The organism is Pantoea sp. PNT03 (genome assembly GCF_014852515.1).
Lineage (GTDB): Bacteria > Pseudomonadota > Gammaproteobacteria > Enterobacterales > Enterobacteriaceae > Pantoea > Pantoea leporis.
In genome coordinates this window covers 759,779-778,021 of sequence record NZ_JACVBT010000002.1, presented here as the reverse complement: position 1 = coordinate 778,021, position 18,243 = coordinate 759,779, and the positions used below count along the sequence as shown (strand labels likewise).

At 49.7% G+C, this 18,243-nt stretch carries 17 protein-coding genes and 1 pseudogene; 12 read left to right on the top strand and 6 right to left on the bottom strand.

All coding sequences use genetic code 11. The features are described from left to right. Nucleotides 1-6: 6 nt before the first annotated feature. On the bottom strand, nucleotides 7-885 hold the full coding sequence (locus tag IB226_RS11620) for a LysR family transcriptional regulator (RefSeq protein ID WP_192235537.1): 879 nt from the start codon (nucleotides 883-885) through the stop codon (nucleotides 7-9). A gap of 104 nt (nucleotides 886-989) precedes the next feature. Between IB226_RS11620 and budA the strand changes: the two genes are divergently transcribed. The 3 genes from budA to IB226_RS11605 are packed head-to-tail and all read left to right on the top strand — an operon-like array spanning nucleotide 990 to nucleotide 4,256. Next, on the top strand, nucleotides 990-1,772 hold the full coding sequence (budA, locus tag IB226_RS11615; RefSeq protein WP_192235535.1) for an acetolactate decarboxylase: 783 nt from the start codon (nucleotides 990-992) through the stop codon (nucleotides 1,770-1,772). 14 nt (nucleotides 1,773-1,786) lie between these two features. After that, nucleotides 1,787-3,466 carry an acetolactate synthase AlsS gene (alsS, locus tag IB226_RS11610; protein WP_192235532.1) on the top strand — a complete coding sequence of 560 codons (1,680 nt, stop codon included), beginning with the start codon at nucleotides 1,787-1,789 and terminating at the stop codon, nucleotides 3,464-3,466. Between the two features lie 16 nt (nucleotides 3,467-3,482). Then, on the top strand, nucleotides 3,483-4,256 hold the full coding sequence (locus IB226_RS11605) for a (S)-acetoin forming diacetyl reductase (RefSeq protein ID WP_192235625.1): 774 nt from the start codon (nucleotides 3,483-3,485) through the stop codon (nucleotides 4,254-4,256). Between the two features lie 285 nt (nucleotides 4,257-4,541). Here the strand turns inward: IB226_RS11605 and IB226_RS11600 are convergent, their stop codons facing one another. The 3 genes and pseudogenes from IB226_RS11600 to IB226_RS11590 form a co-directional block, all read right to left on the bottom strand. Then, nucleotides 4,542-5,897: an amidohydrolase family protein gene (locus tag IB226_RS11600; protein WP_192235530.1), complete on the bottom strand. Its 1,356-nt coding sequence runs from the start codon at nucleotides 5,895-5,897 to the stop codon at nucleotides 4,542-4,544. A 163-nt stretch (nucleotides 5,898-6,060) separates the two neighbouring features. Then, nucleotides 6,061-7,217 (bottom strand): annotated as a pseudogene (locus tag IB226_RS11595) (IS30 family transposase). Between the two features lie 308 nt (nucleotides 7,218-7,525). Beyond that, nucleotides 7,526-9,136 (bottom strand): methyl-accepting chemotaxis protein, encoded by a 1,611-nt coding sequence (locus tag IB226_RS11590; RefSeq protein WP_192235528.1) that lies wholly within the window; start codon nucleotides 9,134-9,136, stop codon nucleotides 7,526-7,528. Between the two features lie 392 nt (nucleotides 9,137-9,528). On the opposite strand from IB226_RS11590, the gene IB226_RS11585 reads away from it, so the two are divergent. The 7 genes from IB226_RS11585 to IB226_RS11555 all read left to right on the top strand — a co-directional run bounded on the left by IB226_RS11585 (nucleotide 9,529) and on the right by IB226_RS11555 (nucleotide 14,825). Continuing rightward, entirely contained in the window at nucleotides 9,529-9,951 is a 423-nt protein-coding gene (locus IB226_RS11585) for a MarR family winged helix-turn-helix transcriptional regulator (protein ID WP_225608267.1), read from the top strand. A 196-nt stretch (nucleotides 9,952-10,147) separates the two neighbouring features. Then, on the top strand, nucleotides 10,148-10,864 hold the full coding sequence (locus IB226_RS11580) for a nitroreductase (protein ID WP_192235526.1): 717 nt from the start codon (nucleotides 10,148-10,150) through the stop codon (nucleotides 10,862-10,864). 84 nt (nucleotides 10,865-10,948) lie between these two features. Continuing rightward, entirely contained in the window at nucleotides 10,949-11,695 is a 747-nt protein-coding gene (locus IB226_RS11575) for an NADPH-dependent F420 reductase (RefSeq protein ID WP_192235524.1), read from the top strand. A 112-nt stretch (nucleotides 11,696-11,807) separates the two neighbouring features. Next, a complete protein-coding gene (locus tag IB226_RS11570) occupies nucleotides 11,808-12,716 on the top strand; it encodes an NmrA family NAD(P)-binding protein (protein WP_192235522.1) in 909 nt (302 codons plus the stop codon). A gap of 275 nt (nucleotides 12,717-12,991) precedes the next feature. Next, complete coding sequence (locus tag IB226_RS11565; protein ID WP_192235519.1) at nucleotides 12,992-13,402, top strand: helix-turn-helix domain-containing protein; 411 nt, start codon at nucleotides 12,992-12,994, stop codon at nucleotides 13,400-13,402. A 1-nt stretch (nucleotide 13,403) separates the two neighbouring features. Then, the gene (locus IB226_RS11560) at nucleotides 13,404-13,838 is read left to right on the top strand and encodes a hypothetical protein (RefSeq protein ID WP_192235517.1); all 435 of its coding nucleotides are present in this window, start codon (nucleotides 13,404-13,406) and stop codon (nucleotides 13,836-13,838) included. A gap of 450 nt (nucleotides 13,839-14,288) precedes the next feature. Continuing rightward, nucleotides 14,289-14,825 carry an AAA family ATPase gene (locus tag IB226_RS11555; RefSeq protein ID WP_192235515.1) on the top strand — a complete coding sequence of 179 codons (537 nt, stop codon included), beginning with the start codon at nucleotides 14,289-14,291 and terminating at the stop codon, nucleotides 14,823-14,825. 386 nt (nucleotides 14,826-15,211) lie between these two features. Here IB226_RS11555 and IB226_RS11550 read toward each other — a convergent pair whose 3' ends face one another. Beyond that, nucleotides 15,212-16,147, bottom strand: a complete 936-nt coding sequence (locus tag IB226_RS11550; RefSeq protein ID WP_192235513.1) for an aromatic alcohol reductase — start codon at nucleotides 16,145-16,147, stop codon at nucleotides 15,212-15,214. A gap of 85 nt (nucleotides 16,148-16,232) precedes the next feature. On the opposite strand from IB226_RS11550, the gene IB226_RS11545 reads away from it, so the two are divergent. Then, nucleotides 16,233-16,634: a helix-turn-helix domain-containing protein gene (locus IB226_RS11545; protein WP_192235511.1), complete on the top strand. Its 402-nt coding sequence runs from the start codon at nucleotides 16,233-16,235 to the stop codon at nucleotides 16,632-16,634. A gap of 194 nt (nucleotides 16,635-16,828) precedes the next feature. Here the strand turns inward: IB226_RS11545 and IB226_RS11540 are convergent, their stop codons facing one another. After that, on the bottom strand, nucleotides 16,829-17,269 hold the full coding sequence (locus IB226_RS11540; RefSeq protein ID WP_101761092.1) for a GNAT family N-acetyltransferase: 441 nt from the start codon (nucleotides 17,267-17,269) through the stop codon (nucleotides 16,829-16,831). Between the two features lie 298 nt (nucleotides 17,270-17,567). On the opposite strand from IB226_RS11540, the gene IB226_RS11535 reads away from it, so the two are divergent. Beyond that, a complete protein-coding gene (locus IB226_RS11535) occupies nucleotides 17,568-18,224 on the top strand; it encodes a hypothetical protein (RefSeq protein WP_192235509.1) in 657 nt (218 codons plus the stop codon). Nucleotides 18,225-18,243: the final 19 nt, after the last annotated feature.

The window sequence follows — 18,243 nt, the reverse complement described above, 5'->3', positions numbered from 1 at the left end:
GCCGTATCACTGGCTAATCAAACTGAGTAGATGCATCACCGTCCTGGAGGGATTGTTGCGCCGCCAGGCAAAGGCGATATCGGTAAACAGGGTGTTATTCTCTATTTCGCAAAATGTAACATGCGGGTTGTTCACACAGCACATGGACTCTGGTACCAACGCGATGCCACAACCTGCTCCGACCATGCCGAGAGACGAGGTGATTTGGGGAGCCTGAATAAATCGTGTTGTGGTGAACCCCGCGCGCAGACAGGTGCTGACGATGAGCTCATACAGGCTGGGAGCGACTTCACGCGGAAACATAATCAATGTTTCGTCCACCAACTGCGCTAATGCAATGGTGCCAGAGGAGCTACATGCATGGCCCGCAGGTAACGCAATCATCATTCTTTCGGTAGCGATGACTTTCAAATTGAACGCTTTGCTGCTTTCACACGGCAAACGAATAAACGCCGCATCAAGCAACCCATCCCGCAGATCCTGCATCAGCAAAGCCATATTCTCTTCCCTGGCAATGAGTTCCATTGCCGGATAACGCGTTCTAAAACGCTGAAGAAGGTCAAACACGGGAGCCCCGAAAGCGACAGAACTGGCAAACCCGAGCGACATCTTTCCGCTTATGCCCCGCGCCATACCACGGGCTTTCTCAAGCGCATGGTCGGCCAGCTGCACAATCTCAGTGGCGTCATTTAGGAATGCCCTTCCCGCATCGGTGAGTTCAACGCCGCGCGTCAGGCGTTTCAGTAATGGTGTCCCAATCTCATGTTCCAGTCGCTGTATTTGCTGGCTCAGCGGTGGCTGAGAAATGCCGAGCATTTCGGCAGCACGGGTGAAATGTAGCGTCTCGGCGACAGCAACAAAATAACGCAGATGGCGAAGTTCCATATCAAAAACGTCTCAAAGTTAACAGGTTTCGCTATTGGATTCGGTAAGCCAAAAAGCCCACCATGATATTAACACGGCTTAACTATTGGTTTGCGAGGTGGCAAATGTGTAATTTTGTATCTGCCTGTTCATGCGAGGAACAGCTGAGAGAAACCGTCTTTAAACTCCATGATGATTCACCAGAAAAGGTTATCTATCAGACTTCACTGATGAGCGCGCTGCTGAGCGGTGTTTATGACGGATCCACCACGGTGTCCGATCTGTTAAAGAAAGGCGATTTTGGCCTGGGTACGTTCAACCAGCTGGATGGAGAACTCATTGCCTTCGACAGCAAGGTCTATCAGTTACGCTCCGATGGCAGCGCCAATCCTGCTCAGCCCGAGCAACAAACGCCGTTTGCTGTGATGACTTTTTTCAAACCTGAAAATCGCTACCGCTTTACCGAAACCGCCACGCGAGAAGAGGTTCATCAGGTTATCGACAGCAAAATCACTTCAGATAACCAATTCTGTGCCATGCGTATCAGTGGTCGCTTTCATGCCGTACGGACTCGAACCGTTCCCTGCCAATGTCGCCCTTATCGCTCGATGCCGGAAGTGCTGGGCGATCAGCCAACCTTCGCATTTAAAGAGACGCAGGGTGAACTGATTGGCTTCCGTACGCCGCAGTACATGCAGGGAATCAACGTGGCGGGTTATCACGAGCACTTTATTACGGATGACCGGCAAGGCGGTGGGCACATCCTCGATTATGTGCTGAAGGAAGGAACGCTAACCTTTGGCTCCATTAATAAGCTTGTCATTGATCTTCCCCGGGATAATGAATTTCTTCAAGCAGAGCTTACGCCGCACAATCTTGATGAAGCCATTCGCGCCGTCGAAAGCTAACAATAGGGGGCAATATGAAAACGTTAAAAACCCACACTCACTGGAACAGCGGCGCCGATCTCGTGGTCGCGCAGCTTGAAGCACAAGGCGTAAACCACGTGTTTGGCATCCCCGGAGCCAAAATCGACAAAGTGTTTGATTCATTAGTGGATTCTCCCATTCAACTCATCCCTGTCAGGCATGAGGCAAATGCTGCCTTTATGGCCGCAGCGGTAGGCCGACTTACGGGACATGCCGGTGTTGCACTTGTGACCTCCGGACCAGGCTGCTCGAATCTGGTTACCGGCATGGCAACCGCCACCAGCGAAGGCGATCCGGTGGTGGCCATTGGCGGAGCGGTAAAACGATCGGATAGCGCCAAACAGGTTCACCAGAGCCTGGATACCGTGTCGATGTTTCGTCCGGTAACGAAATATGCTGTTGAGGTCACCGCCCCCTCCGCGCTGACCGAATGTGTCTCTAACGCATTTCGTTATGCAGAAAACGGACGCGGTGGAGGTGCCTTTATCAGCCTGCCGCAGGATATTGTTGATCAGCCGGTTTCCGGCAGCCCTTTGCAAAACAGTGGACACGTTAAGTTGGGCGCGGCCCCCGATGCCCTAATTGAGGCTGTCAGCCAGGAAATCAGCCGGGCAAAAAATCCGGTTATCCTGCTGGGCCTGATGGCCAGCCAACCAGAAAACAGCGCCGCAATCCATGAACTGCTGTCAAAAAGCCAGATCCCCGTTACCAGTACTTACCAGGCTGCAGGCGCAGTCAGACAGGAGCACTTCTCAAGGTTTGCTGGACGGGTTGGATTATTTAACAACCAGGCTGGAGACCGGTTATTACAGCAGGCGGACCTGATCATCACTATCGGTTATAGCCCGGTTGAGTATGAGCCGGCAATGTGGAACAGCGGCAAAGCCATCCTGGTACATATTGATGTGCTACCGGCTGATACGGATAACCGCTACCAGCCCGATGCAGAACTGGTAGGCGACATTGCGCAGACCGTATGCAAGATTGCCGCCCGTATCCTCTCACCATTAACGCTAAGCCACGCTGCCGCCACTGTACTGGAAGACCGCCAGCAGCAACGCCAATTACTGGCAATGCAAGGTGCCAGCTTAAATCAATTTGCGCTGCATCCCCTGCGCATCGTGCATGCGATGCAAGACATCATTAACTCTGACATCAGCCTTACCGTTGATATGGGAAGCTTTCATATCTGGATAGCGCGCTATCTGTATAGCTTCCGTGCGCGCCAAATCATGATCTCTAATGGTCAACAGACCATGGGTGTCGCCCTACCCTGGGCTATTGGTGCCTGGCTGGTTGATCCTTCACGCAAGGTGGTATCGGTGTCCGGGGACGGCGGATTTTTGCAATCAAGCATGGAACTGGAAACTGCCGTCAGGCTGAAGGCCAATATCCTGCACATCATTTGGGTTGATAACGCCTACAACATGGTCGCCATGCAGGAAGAGAAAAAGTATCAGCGAGTTTCAGGCGTCAGTTTCGGTCCGGTGGATTTTAAAGCCTATGCCGAAGCCTTTGGCGCAGCCGGCTTCTCCGTTAACAGTGCGGCAGAACTTGAGCCAACATTGCGCAAAGCAATGGATGTCAGCGGCCCCGCTGTGGTCGCAATTCCGGTCGACTACAGCGATAACCCGCTACTGATGAGTCAGTTACACCTGAGTCAAATTCTCTAATTGAAAGGATATGATTATGAAAAACAGAGTTGCGTTTGTAACCGGCGCCGGACAGGGCATTGGCGCAGCCATTGCCTTACGCCTGGCAAAAGACGGCTTTTCCGTAGCCATCGCGGATTTCAATCTTGAAACGGCGCAGCATGTCGCTGATGAGATTGTCACATCAGGAGGAAAGGCTATCGCGCTGCAGGTTGATGTCACCCAACGCGATAACGTTTTTCACGCCGTTGAAGAAGCGCGCCATGCGCTGGGTGATTTCAACGTCATTGTGAACAACGCCGGTATTGCGCCATCAACACCGATTACCGATATCACCGAGGAGATTGTTGATAAGGTTTATAACGTCAACGTTAAGGGTGTGATTTGGGGAATGCAGGCGGCGATTAGCGCTTTTTCCGCGGAAAATCACGGTGGCAAAATCATTAATGCCTGCTCTCAGGCAGGACATGTTGGCAATCCGGAGCTGGCAGTTTATAGCTCCAGCAAATTTGCCGTTCGCGGGCTGACGCAGACAGCGGCTAAAGATCTTGCGTCGAAAGGCATTACGGTCAATGCCTTCTGTCCGGGTATTGTTAAAACCCCCATGTGGGAATCGATCGACAGGCAAATTTCACAAGCAGCGGGTAAACCGGTTGGCTTTGGGACGCAGGAATTTGCAAAACGTATTACTTTGGGCCGGCTATCTGAACCGGAAGATGTGGCCGCATGCGTCGCATTTCTGGCGGGACCGGATTCCGACTACATGACCGGCCAATCGCTACTGATCGACGGCGGAATGGTATTCAACTGATTCGCGGATCGTGCTTACCCATACTGCCGTGTGGGTAAGCTATTAATCATGCACTTTTGCCCGCCTGTCTCCGCCCAGCGCCTACCTTCCTGGGATTTTTCAGGACTGATGCAGCCGGATACCGTGATTGGTGCAGTCCGAAAGTAGCCACCTAAACAAGGTTGGTCAAATAGCAACCTACATATATCGGGTTTCGCCCATAGTGGACATGGATTCTCCAAAGGCAGCTTTGTGCCAAAAGCGGACGTTGCTATGTCCTCATGGCTGGCACATTAGCAGGCCTCATTACATCTGCGATTCACTATGTTCCAATAGTTTTTTTGCAGAAGCATTAGTCGCTCTTAGCTGCTCTTCCAGATTAATACCCTGCAGTTTTCCATCTGCTTTGATAATGCGGCCGTCGACAATGACCGTCTCTACATTTTCCGGTTGAGCTGAGTAGACGATGAGGGCTGCCGGGTCGCCACCGCCAAATCCTGCCATATTCAGCGTGTTGGGATTAATTATCTGAATATCTGCCCGCTTACCCTCTTCAAGGGTGCCGGTTAATTCCCCCAGCCCTATCGATTCAGCAGAGCGACGCGTTGCTAACGCCAGAAGCTGGCGCGCGTCTGGAAGCGTTTCATCTTTTGCTTTACCACTTTCAGTAAGCGCGGCTGTGCGGAGCGTTTCAAACATGTTAGCCCCGCCAGACAATGCATTACCATCTATGCCCAGCCCCTGCCTTTCAACGTCCTGAAAGTGATTAAGCAGGGTCAGCCCATAACCAACTCGTTGCTCGCTGACCGGTGTTAATACCAGCCCACCCCCCGATTTTTGCAGAGCATTTAACTGCTGCGGGAGCGCATCGCTTGCGTGTATCACTGTCAGCGATGGCGATAAATACTGACGGTCTATAAGTGCATCGAACATTGCGCGGGCATCGCCGCTGACATGCACCTGAATGGGCAAATTGTGTTGAACAGCAAACCTGTATTCTTTATCCCGCATGGCCCAGTTCTGCTGGCTGGATAAGTCCCTGGGGATCCGCCAGCCCAGCCCGAGTTGAACACGATCCGTTGACTGCTTTTTGAGTTCAGCCAGGTGCGTCAAATCAATCATTCTTTTTGTGGTTTTATCGGGACCACCGTAATACATGATGGCGCGAATGCCGCTTTTTTCGAGCGCTCTGAAGCCAGCATCACCCCATGCAGGGCCATGAATGTTATCAAAGAAGTCGCCAGTAGTCGTGATTCCAGACTGTAACAGTTCAAGCGAACCAGAATACATTGCCAGCCAAATATCATCCGGCTGCATCTTCTTTGCTAACTTGTTACTGACAGGGAAAAACTTTCCCTGTTTATTTCTGAACTGGCCACGCATGGTGGTGACCCATAAATGATTATGCGCATCGACGAACCCCGGCATTACATATTTACCTCGGGCGTCAATTATCTTTGCGTCGGCGGCGACAAGATTTTTTCCGATCTGTACTATCTGGTTATTGCGGATCAGGATGTCGGTCGAGGGCTGATCCTGTCCGTTGGCTGTCATGGGTAACAGGTAACCCTGGCGGATAAGTAAAGTATTCTGAGGGGCGGCGCTAACTGAAGCAGAGAAAAAACAGGCGATAAATAGTACTGCCTGAAGTTTACAGGACATACCTACTCCTTCGTAAATCAATAGGGTTAACTCAGAGTATAGGCATTGTCATTGCGCTGATGAGACATCTGTTGATTTGATGCCTTTTTAACTCAGTGCAATGTTTGTGATGCTTCTATGGGGCAGTGAGAAAAATTCCGAACGTCCGCTTCTCACTATAAGTTCAACCGATGGATGCAATACACTATTGAACCGTTCTGCGGGTGATTCATAGTCTGGCGTTTTTCTCGGCCTTTAAATTAGCTGAGTGGCAACACTGTTAGGTCTTTGCTGGCTGTTAACAGTCAGGTCAGTTCATTCGGAAAATATTGTCTGAGCAGCCTGTTAGTATTTTCATTTGAGTCACGCTGCCAGGGAGATTGAGGATCACATAAATAAATCTGAATGTCTGTCGCTACAGTAAATCGAGCGGGGCTGGTCATTTCAGCGCCTCGATCCCATGTTAGTGCTATATAAAGCTCATCAGGTAATCTCCGCGCTTTTTTGATAAGTGCAGATATAACAATTTTGTTTTTGTTGTCCGTGATTATGGTGAGCATAACAAAGCGGAAACGGCGTTCAACGAGGATGACGAAAGAGGAGTTTTTAGAGCCCTGGATCAGATCACCTCCCCAGTGGCCAGGTATGGTTCTGTCTGCGGCTTCAGCTGGCCTTTTGGGTGACAGATATCGCATCCGGGATTGATCCCAATCCTTTCCCTTTAAGTGAAGACTTTGGGGATCAACGTACCGTTCTTCCGCTTCTGAGTCATTGATGCAGTTGTTTTTTAATGCTCCACGGATTTGTATAAAATGCGTTTTTTAAACCATTTTGTGTGACACATGCATTTCCTGATTATCCGGATAACAGGGTTTCAGCCAACCGGCGATTTATTCCGGCGACCAGTCCTGATGCATCTTCTCAGCAATAATTTTACACAATGTGGTGCTTTCATTAGCTTGCAGAGTTTTGGTCTCAGAGCACTTTCCCACGAGGCAGCATTGGCTTTTGCTGCCCGGTATTGTTTTGCACCTCTGTACCTCCTGATCAAGCGGCTGATCGCTGAGGGGGCTCTTGATAAGTTGTTTGCGATCGCCCTGATGGTGATTTTTGCTACCAGCCCTCTGGATATTTCCTCTCTTTCAGCAAGTGAAAAAGATTACCGATACCGTTTTCTCACCAGGGGCGATACCCACCAGTCTGCTGAATAGTGTGCATAATAGAAAAATGATATCTGTCGAACATTCTGGCGATATCATGCAGGTAATCACTTCGCGATTATCTGTCCCAGATAATCGCTTTCTGTTCTGTCTTGTAATAAGTACGCGTTCTTCCTTTCATGGCAACGTCCCCCATGGTTAAGGATAGCGTTGAACTCACAACCCGAAGCGAACATTGCCTGGCTTCATTGTACTACAGCCTGATAATGGATAAGTGTTCCCTGCCTGTGGGGATAGGGGGCTCGAGTACCCATACCAATAAGTTGACCAATTAGTTTCGGCAGCGCCACTCTTTATCTTACTGTGCATTCGGATTTCCTTGTGTGGGCCGGATAAGCTCAGGCAGCCGCATATACCGCCGGCTGTCTGATTTTGTCAGCACTTAGCCCAGTTGTCGTCGCTACTGTGGAATGTTTCAGACAACGGCTTTTACGTTACCGGCTGCATAACAAGTTTGCTGCTGTGTAGCTTAACTTCTGGTTTAAGGATAGAAACGCCTTCACTAATAGTAAACGCTGAGACCATGCCATTCAGGGCTTCAGCCTGTTCGGTCAGTGAATGGGCAGCTGCAGATGCTTCTTCGACCAGCGAGGCATTCTGTTGCGTCACGTCATCCATCTGATTGATCGCCTGATGCACCTGGCTTATTCCCAGAGACTGTTCCTGCGCGGCAACCGAAATTCCGTCTATCAGCTCATTGACCTGACGAACAGCGTCATCCATCCGCGTCATGTTCTCACCAACTTCGCTGGCCTGTAACGTACCCGCCTCAACAAAAGCAATCGAGGATTCAATCAGCGCCTTGATTTCACGGGCAGAGGCGGAAGAGCGCTGTGCCAGGTTTCTGACTTCGCCAGCCACAACCGCAAAACCACGACCCTGCTCACCGGCGCGGGCGGCCTCGACCGCTGCGTTAAGTGCGAGGATATTGGTCTGGAATGCCACGCCCTCAATCAGGGCTATGATGTCTGTGATTTTGGCCGAGCTGCTCCGGATGTCTGACATAGTACCAATCATGGTGCTGACTTTGACGGAACTGTCATCAGAAATCTCACGGGCATTTTTCGCCAGCTTACTGGCCAGCCGGGTGTTTTCGGCCGTCTGCCGGACCGTCTCGCTGAGCTGATACATGCTGGCTGCGGTTTCCTCCAGGGAGGCAGCCTGCTCTTCGGTCCGCGAGGATAAATCATCATTGCCCGCGGCTATTTCGCCTGAAGAAACGCTGACGGAGTATGCCGCCTGCCCGACGGTCTTAAGTGAAGTGTCAACCTTGCTTACAAGTTGATTAAACGCTTTCGCGGTAAGCCCTATCTCATCGCGACGAGACTCATCTGCCCTAAGGGTTAAATCAAGATTTTCACTTGCGCTCTCCATTACGGTACGCATGCCATTCAGATGGCGGCGAATAGACAGAATGGTTCTTACCGTGAAATAACCCAGTATCACGATACCCGCGGCAGAACCCGCGATGAGTGTCCATAAAGTCTTATGATAAGTACGGGTGTTATGCGCGTCGAATGCGTTGCCGATGCCGACGTTAAGCTGACGCTGCTTCAGATAGTCATAAATCAGGCTACGGGTGGTCGCGCCTACACCGTCATTTCCCTGCAGGTCGGGCATCGCCACATCATCATTGTGCGCTCTGGAACCAGCAAAAAAAGCCGGTAACCTGGCACGCATTTGCTGAATAATGGCAAGTTCACGCTCAGTCATCTGTCGATCTTCGTCGTTAGAAACGTTCACCTCAAGATAGTGCCGGGTACCTTCCGTCAGCTGGTCGATATTTTCGTTAATCTCTTTTTCAAACTTTGCCTGCTGGCTGAGGATTTTTGAACTCTGATGCCGGTAAAGACTAATGATAATTTTGTTGCTCGTATCAATCAGGTCGTCAATATCTGTAATGGAAGGGATAGTGTTTTCTTGCACGTACTTAAAACGTGCCTGAAATCCGGTCACCACATTAACGGATGTGGTAACGAGTGCGATCAGTGATATCGCCAGTAGCGAGAAGGTCAGGAAAAGCCGCTGTGAAATGGTCATTACGTGCTCCGATGTTTGCTGTGTTTGGTAAGTTATTGCTTACTTTCATCAACAGTTTCGGGCGAAATAATGCGGGCTTTAGTTACAAGTGTATGCCGATGTGTTAGCTGATTGTTGCTGTCAGAAGAGGCCATCAGCAATGTGCCAGAAGCGGACTTAGCAACCATTATGTTAATTTAATCACCGGGAAATAATCGGGCCAATGCCTGTAAGCTTACGTTGAAGAACAGGCCAACCGCCTTTCACTACTTAATCCAGATAGCCTTTTCAGGCTCAAGGAGCGCAGCACAGCCGACGATTTTTTGGCCGGGAAGGTAGTCATGGTTCTTGAAAAAGTTGTGTAATGGCTTACTCTAGTGCACTAGAAGATATCGTTCGAGATAATGATGACTATGTCCCGCAGCGTTGGTATGCAGCTCTCTTTTGCTCTCTATGGGGCAGCTAACCGTATGGCCCGGATGCACAAGCCGTTCCTGGAGCCGTTAGGGCTGACGTTTCCGCAGTACCTGGTAATACTCGAACTCCTGAACGGATCGCCGTTATCAGTTGGCACGCTTGGCACCTCTCTCGATATGGACACGGGCACTATCACGCCGCTTGTCAAGCGTCTTGAGACAGCCGGCTTTGTTACTCGTACCCGAGACCCGAACGATGAACGACGTGTGCTGGTCAATCTGACCCCACGTGCCGAGAATATCCGGGAAGAAATCCTGGGCGTTACTAAGAAGATCAAGAGTGCCTGTAAGCTGGACGAAGCTGGACTTATTTTGCTTCGCGAGACTTTGCAGGACCTCTGTAGACCTCGAAACGATTAAAGAGGCCGACTACAGTCTGTTTTCGCTAACTTATCTAGTACGCTAGAGTCTTGCTGACTAGAGATGTTTGGGCGGAATATGACCCACCATTAAGGTCATCTGATGATCGAAAGAAATTGTCGCCCAGGGCCGTCGTGTCCATGACGTTATGGTCATGGCTACCTGACAGACACTCACCCTAACAAAGGAAGCAGTTATGACTATGAATCTCATTCATTCCAGCGCCGAAACCTCACCAGATGAAACGCTGTCGTTCAGAGAAACTATCCGCACGCGTCGCTCTGTCCGTGGCTTTCTCGATAATCCCGTGCCTTTAAGCATTATCCGGGAGGTGCTGGAAGATGCTCAGTACGCACCTTCTAACTGCAATACGCAGCCCTGGAATACGCACATCGTCCGCGGCGAGAAGCTCAGGCAGCTCTCCAGAATTCTGCACGTCAAAAACGATGCTGGAGAATTCACACCGGACTTTACTTTCGACCAGAACGACTATTACGGCGAATATCGTAAGCGTAACGACGCGCTAGGCAAGGCCTATTATGAAGCCATGAACGTGATGCGCGAGGACAAGGAGGGGCGGCATCGCGTGGGCGCGATGAACTACTCGTTCTTTAATGCTCCCCAGGTCGCGTTCCTGTTCATGCCCTCATTTGGTGACAATGTGCGCGTTGCAGGAGACATCGGTATGTATGGACAGACCTTCCTGTTGTCGCTCGCGGCGCGTGGTCTCGGTGGTATTCCCCAAACTTCGCTTGGTTTTTTTGCCCAGACAATCCGTGAATTCCTCGGCGTGCCTGACGAATTGAAACTGCTCTTTGGCATATCTTTCGGCTACCCGGATGAGGCGGCGCCCGGTAACCGGTTCCGCATGGATCGTGTACCGGTCGACACCAGTGTCACCTTACACGACTGACAGAGGATGGGGCGTCATTGTTTTATCCGCCCCGTCCTCCACCGCATCAATTACACAGCGATTAATCGTAACGAGGATGAGATCATGAATATTGGCATACTGGGCACCGGCAATATCGGTAAAACGCTGGTTATGAAACTCAGCGCTGCTGGTCATGACGTCAAGGTCGCCAATTCACGCGGTCCTGACACGATCGAAGGCGAAATCCTGACTCATGGCGCCCGTGCCGTCACGGCCACTGAAGCCCTGACGGGCGTCGACGTAGTGATCCTGTCGACACCACTCAGCGCCATTCCGAAGATCGCCCCGCTGTTCGCCAGCGTGCCTGCCAGCACCGTTATAATCGACACCTCCAACTACTATCCAAAACGTGACGGTGAAATCGCTGACATCGAAGCCGGCCAAACCGAAAGCGAGTGGGTTGCAGAGCAGCTTGGCCGCCCCATCGCCAAAGCGTGGAACGCCATTACTTCCGCTTCCTTTGCACAGAAAGGCCTCCCTGCAGGGACAGCCGGGCGGATCGCCATTCCCGTTGCTGCCAGCGGCGAGCGTGAACGGGATGTGGCGATAAGGCTGGTCGACGAGACCGGGCTCGACGCTGTTTATGCGGGACCGCTCAGCGAATCATGGCGCCAGCAACCAGGCTCGCCAGGCTACTGCACGGACCTGACGCGCGATGAACTGACGGATGCTCTGACCGCGACAGAGCGGGCCCGCCTGCCGAAACGTCGTGACCTCGCCATCGAGGCGATTATGGAACGGGTTGGCGACAGCACCACTAATCCCGACTCGGACTATGCCGTGCGTCTGACGCGCGCGCTCTTTATGTAGCTCACGCAGCGACCCGGGTATGCAGCCGTTGTGGCCGGTTCAGACATGCCCTTTCCTGAAACGTGTCGACGCTCTGACGCTCTATCAACAAACTGAATAAGGTATTGAACTCATGGCAATGCATCAGAAGCCCGTCGTACTGATTCTGGGCGCTACCGGAACTATCGGTAGCCATATCGTCAAAGAACTCGACGACAAAGAGGTTCATCTTCGTATCGCTTCACGCAAGCAAGACACGGTAGACCAGCTGCGCAGGGATGGAAAAGATGGCGTTTATCTCGATCTTGATAAACCGGAGACCTTCGCGCTCGCGCTGGCGGGCGTAGATCGCGTTTTCCTCTTAACCGGCTACAGCGTTGCCATGCTCACGCAGAGTAAAACCCTGGTGGATGCAGCCAAAAAGGCAGGTGTGAGCCATATCGTGCATGTGGGTGTGTTCGCTGAATGGGATACCACGGATGCCCACTTTGTATGGCATCAGATGATTGAAAAATATATCGAGGCGAGTGGTATTGCCTGGACGCATCTCCATCCAAATATGTTTATGAATGTATTCACCGGCCTTTATATCCCCAAAAATTTCACCTACACGACTTACTGGGGCGATCGGAGAGTCGGCTATATCGCGCCCGAGGACATTGCCGCCGTAGCCGCAAAAGTGCTCTTCGATGGGCCTGCGCGTCATGCCGGTCAGCATTACTGGCTGAGCGTGGAAAGTTTGAACGGTGAAGAAATTGCCGCGCTTATGAGTGAGGTGACCGGGCTTGAAATCAGGTGCGAAGACAAAGGACTGGAAGGATTCCGTCAGTTGATTGATTCACTTATCTCTCAAGGGGCTGACAGCTGGTACGCAAACGCAAACATTGATTTCGTTACCCAGATGCTTGATGGCAGGATGTCCTATATGTCGATGGTGCAAAACGATCTTCCTTATATTCTCGGCAGGCCAGCGAAAACGGTGCGGGAATATTTGACTGAAAATAAAAGTGCGCTAATTGCTTCAGCAAAGAACCTCCAATAAGAAAGAACCGGTGCTCGTGAGATGCTGGCATTTTATTCACGAGCACGTTTTTGCCAGCCTTGTTGAGTTATGATTTTTTGCGGCAGGTTCCCTGCCCGGACGCAGACACGAGTGACTTAGCGCATGTAAAGGCCTCTCAGGCCTCATTGAAAGCGTCTCACTGGACAATAACCAGCGGCTTTATTTTCTCAGGCATTCAACAACGCATCTGTTTTTGCTCATGAACATGGGTAACAAGCGATGCGTAATTTAATGATGCACCGGGACCAATCCAAATGAAAAGTTTTACCCGCGATCTCATTATCTGGATTGAAGAGAATCTTGATAAAAAAATCATCCTCGACGAAGTGGCAGAGAAGTCCGGTTACAGTAAGTGGCATCTCCAGCGATTGTTTCGCCAGGAAACGGGCATGAAGCTGGCCACCTACATTCGCGAACGCAGACTGTCCGAATCGGCCATCCTGTTGAAAATGACCAGCGCACCTGTTATCCATGCCGCTGAAAAGTTTGGCTTTACCAATCAGCAGGCTTTCACCCGGACCTTTACAAAATATTTTTGTCTTCCCCCGGCGCGTTACAGGCAGACCAGGGAGTGGCATTTTCGCGGCCTGCAGCCCAGTCTTTTATCAAACGCTGGCACCATGACGGAACCGGAAACCACATGGCTTAGCGCCCGCGCTTTCTGATGTGACCTTCAGCTACCAGTGTGAAAGCGCCGACCTTTACAGTATTGATTTCCACACGGAGCAGCGTGAGCAGGGCCTTAAAAAGGCGGCGCGCCTCCTTCGCGGACAATCCCCCACCTGGTTCGCAGAACGTTTTGAGCCTGACAGCTCCTCCGGCAATATTCGATTGACACTGACCTTTGGCTGTCGCGAGGATAAAGATGAGCGTGGCGGGAAGAAGACGTCCAGTCCATGCATGTTCCTGCGCTTCCCGTTTGAAGGTAGTGCGGCAGAACTGACTGAAATGCAGATGAATGTTTACCGGCACATTCTGCCGCGCCGTGCTGAAGCCCGGCGGGACGGGCACGACTTATTCATTATGGGGCCGGGCCATGAGGCAAACCGTATGTCATCTCACTTTCAGGGGGATTATTACATACCGGTGACAGCAATCTAAACGCGTTGTGGGCCGGTTTCCTGACTTCCTAAAGGATATTTAACGCAGCTATGAATTAATCTTTCAGATGAAATACTAATAAGCCTTAAAAAATTTATTTCCGGCAAAATACCTGGTGGGAATATTGCACGGGGCACGCATTTTGTTCCAGTAGATACGCAGATTGCATGTCGATTGTTTCTTATAAACGTGCCGGTAGCTGCCTATATACAGTGTAAAAATTGAGTATATGCAAGTTAAAGTTGGTAAACGTCCGCTGTTCGCTCAAAGCGGACCTTTAGCCCAGTAAGTCAGTCTGCTCTATGCCAGAACGGAAGTAGCCAATTTCGCACAGAAATGATTGCATAGTAATACTACCTGCATTTACCAGGCAGCATTAAATTTACATAACATTTTAATATAATTATAATTTTCATCGGTAATTCTTACTGGGTTTTGAGAGGTCGATGAGTGAATATTTCTTTATCATTAGGTGACCTGGGGCCACGCATTTGCATCATGGGGCCATCAAATAGTGGTAAATCCACATTGGGAAAAGCTATATCATCTAAAACGTCATTACCTTTAATTCATCTTGATCAACTGCATCATCTGCCTGATACAAAATGGGTTCCACGTGAACCAGAAGATTTTTATCGCTTGCATGAAGAGGCAATTCGTAAAGAAAGATGGGTGATAGAGGGTAATTACACAAAGTGCATATCCCCCCGACTTGAACGTGCCACAGGACTGGTATTGCTTAATGTGCCGGTAACGATAGCGTTACAGCGCTACATACGCCGATGTTACTCGTCCAAACCTAGGATCGGTGGTCTCAATATCCGAAGGGAGAATGTGACTTGGGAAATGCTTAAATACATTGTGCATACTGCCCCTAAAAACCACCTTCACCATATGAAAATTTTCGAGCAGGCAACCATTCCCAAGCTAATGCTTGCATCGCTCCGCGAAATTAACATCTGCTATCAAAACTGGAATATTTTATAGAAATTTCATAAGGTTAATATACCTCCGATAAGCTTCAATTATTTATCAGAGGTTGTACTTCGCTTAGATTAATTATCTGGCTCGTTCAATGTGCTGGGGATGACATCAATCCTGTCCGCTCTTCGCTCATAGCGGACCGTTCCCGGTCTTAGGTCCGCTTTGTGCCAAAAGCGGACGTTGAAGAATTGATTTAGGGCGAAGGCGGGCCCTAAATATATTAGGGCTTTCATTTTAAGCTCTGGCTCTATGGATAGGTGGGTAAACCGCAATTTCAGCAAAATTGCAGTGGCTTTTTTTCTCTGAAGACAAGAGCAATAGATATTCACAACGTCGGCATCTGATTTTGTTCTGCACCGCTTAAAATAGAGCTTAACAGTACCGGAGTGCTACATGCCGTGCTGTTTTGCCAGCCATTGACTGGCCGTTGTAGTTGAAATTCTCTGACGGTGATTGTAAGTATTGCGCTTACTCCAGGCTACGCCGTCTGGCCGTGCGAAAGCAATTCGGTAATTTGCACCAATATCTTGCGGATTGTGCTGCGCATCACCCTGAAGCTGTTGCCTGTCCAGTAATTTTCTGTTTACTTTGATGCCCCAGTAAGCACTCATTAAATCCGCAAGCTCGCTGTAAGTCAGCGTATCACCTGCAATATAGACAATCTCGTTTTTGAAAGTGGGCTGATGGAAGAAAATGTCCGCAGTCAGCTTGCCAATGTCTTCTGGTGTAGTTAGCGTTACCGCGTGCTTCCAGTCTCCTAAGGCACAGACGGTTTTACTTTGCGCGTCAATCACACCAAAACCGGGCTCAAACAAATAGCTGGTAAAAATGCCTGTGGATACGATGACCCACGATGTTGCGTTTTGCTGGCGTAAAAGGTGGCGAACTTCGAGCTGTTCATCCCAAACTTGTTGACCGCTGCCTTTACCCACTACGTCATAATCAACGCCAAATTGCCATGGGAAGTAGCGGGCTACAGCCGCTTTGAATACCGCCTGCGTAATTTTTATCTGTGTTCCCGGCCCGCCGACAAAACCACTGCAGTTGATGACGGCGTCGAAAGCAGCAAATAGTTCACTCAGTTCATCAATACTGTTTTCCTGCAGATCGCCCTCTACTACAGCGATTCCAAGCTTCGTCAGTTCATCCAGCCGTGCCTTGCGCGAGCCAGAAATGGCATAAGCGGCTTCGCTTCTAAGTAACACGCTAATTTTTACATCGGTATGTTCCTGCACTTTATTGCTCATCGCTCTCAATACCTGAATACCAAGCTCGCCTGCACCGAGTATTAAAACAGTATCTTTAGATTTCTTTTCAGTATTCATTGTTGCTTCCTGTTGTATTAAAACGTCATCCTGACAGCTGACATGACCTGGTTCAATTAGGCACACGCATGATACCGGAGGTGATATGGAGTCTGAGCGGGAAGCACTGTTGCAATTTTCCAGGGAATTTTGTGAGGAATTAAGCAACGATGATGAGGGCCTAAAACGTGAGATCCTGGCTCATGCAGGTAATCGCTGGTCGCTGGGCGTGCTGCATATTCTTGGTACTAACGGACCTCTTCGTTACGGAGAGTTACGCCGCTACCTTACGAGTGTCACTCAAAGAATGCTGACGCGAACACTGAGACATCTGGAGCGGGACGGGCTTATATCTCGCTATGATTATGAGGAAAAGTTGCCCCGGGTGGTTTATGCGATTACAGATATGGGAAAAGAAATGCTTCTGCGGATGCTACCTTTATGGTCTTGGATTATTACATCCGCAAGCTATTTCCGGGAAACAAGAGCACAGTATGACGGTGATTGAATCTTTTGGTGACAACATGGCAAAAAGAGACTTGAGGAATTTTTGCATGTTAAAACTCTCTTCAAGAAAGCTGCAACGTGATATTGCAGCCTACATTGAGAGCCGATAGGTCTGCTTCTCGCTCATAGTAGACCTTGCCACGCGAGCATGTCCGCTTTGTGCCAGAAGCGGACATCGATTAAAATTGCTGTGAATTAAACGCCACGAGATTTCTCTAATTTGATGTCAGTGCCATTGAGATCTGTTTCATTACCCCAACCGAGCTGCATATAAAATTTCGCCGCTCGACTATTTTTATCGGTTTCCAACCAGGCAATCTCATGATGTTGGAATAACTCCTGCTCAGCTAGCCTAACAAGCCTGCGACCTATTCCTTTGCCTTCATATTCAGGCAGAACAAAGGCTGCAAACAGACAGCCTTCATCCGGCAAAATCATGGAGAAGCCAATAATTTTGTTATTTTCAGTCGCAACCCATGCGCAAAGACTTTTTTCAATCATATCGCCTACGACGCCTTCGGTAATACCCATCTGCCGCATCTCTTCACGACTCAGGTGATTCTCCATTACCGATGTTCTGACGTCGAACATACCCTCGATATCAGAGAGTTGAGCTGTTCTTACGTAGATACTCATTAGTCTAACTCCATGTATGACAAAATAATTTTCATAATAATGTCAAAATAAAATCAACGGAATATAAAGTTTAAGGTAGCTAATTATGTCCGCTGTTCGCTCATAGCGGATTTCCCGAGGTTGCAGCGACCTATGCGCAGCCGTTACGTTGTCTAATTGCATGCGGATGAAGGGATTACAGTGGTGGTGTACAGTTAAATTTTCTTTCCGTGACGACTGTTCCTCAACCTCGCCTTTTGCTAGCCTATGCGGCTGGACTGCTTCCAGCCGCATTAGCGTTGCCGGTTAAGGAGTTTCCATGTCGCCTTTCAATAAACACCGCCCCTTCATTTCCCTTTCTCGTCGTCAGCGTCGTAAAAAAGTCATCGAACTTAAAAACCGTATCTATCGTGGACGTCAGCGTTGTGGCGGGTTGTTCTATGATGATTGCGATATCCAATACTACAAAGATAACCCTGACCATATTTGGGCATGGAGTGATATCTATTTTGTCGGCCGCGATCCCGCCGATCTCTGGAATGCTGAAATCATCACGGCTAAGTTGGCCTTTCAAGATGCGGTACATGATCGCGCATTCAATGAAACCTGGGCGATGCTCAGTCAGCAGGAACAAGAAGAAGAGGCGCGATATGAAACAACTCCCAATGTGAATAGCAAAGGCAAAATCGTTAGCCGTACCTTTCTACACCGAGAAAAACAGGCTTATGCGATTTTTGGTGGGCTGACATTTTGGCAGTTTGTTGAGAAGCGTGAGCAGGAAATAGGACAAGATGAACAGCAGGATGTATGTTGTAGTTATCAATTTCTGCCGGGGTTCGCTTATGGGCATGGGCTACGGATGGTTGTTGATGCTGAGGCGCTGAGTGTGCCAGTTATTGAGGCTTCGATTGGAGATTTTTTGAAAAGAGTGAGTGACGTGCCTAGGGGACAGCGATTTATAAGTGGGAGGATTTAAGATGCGAGTGTCCATTAAT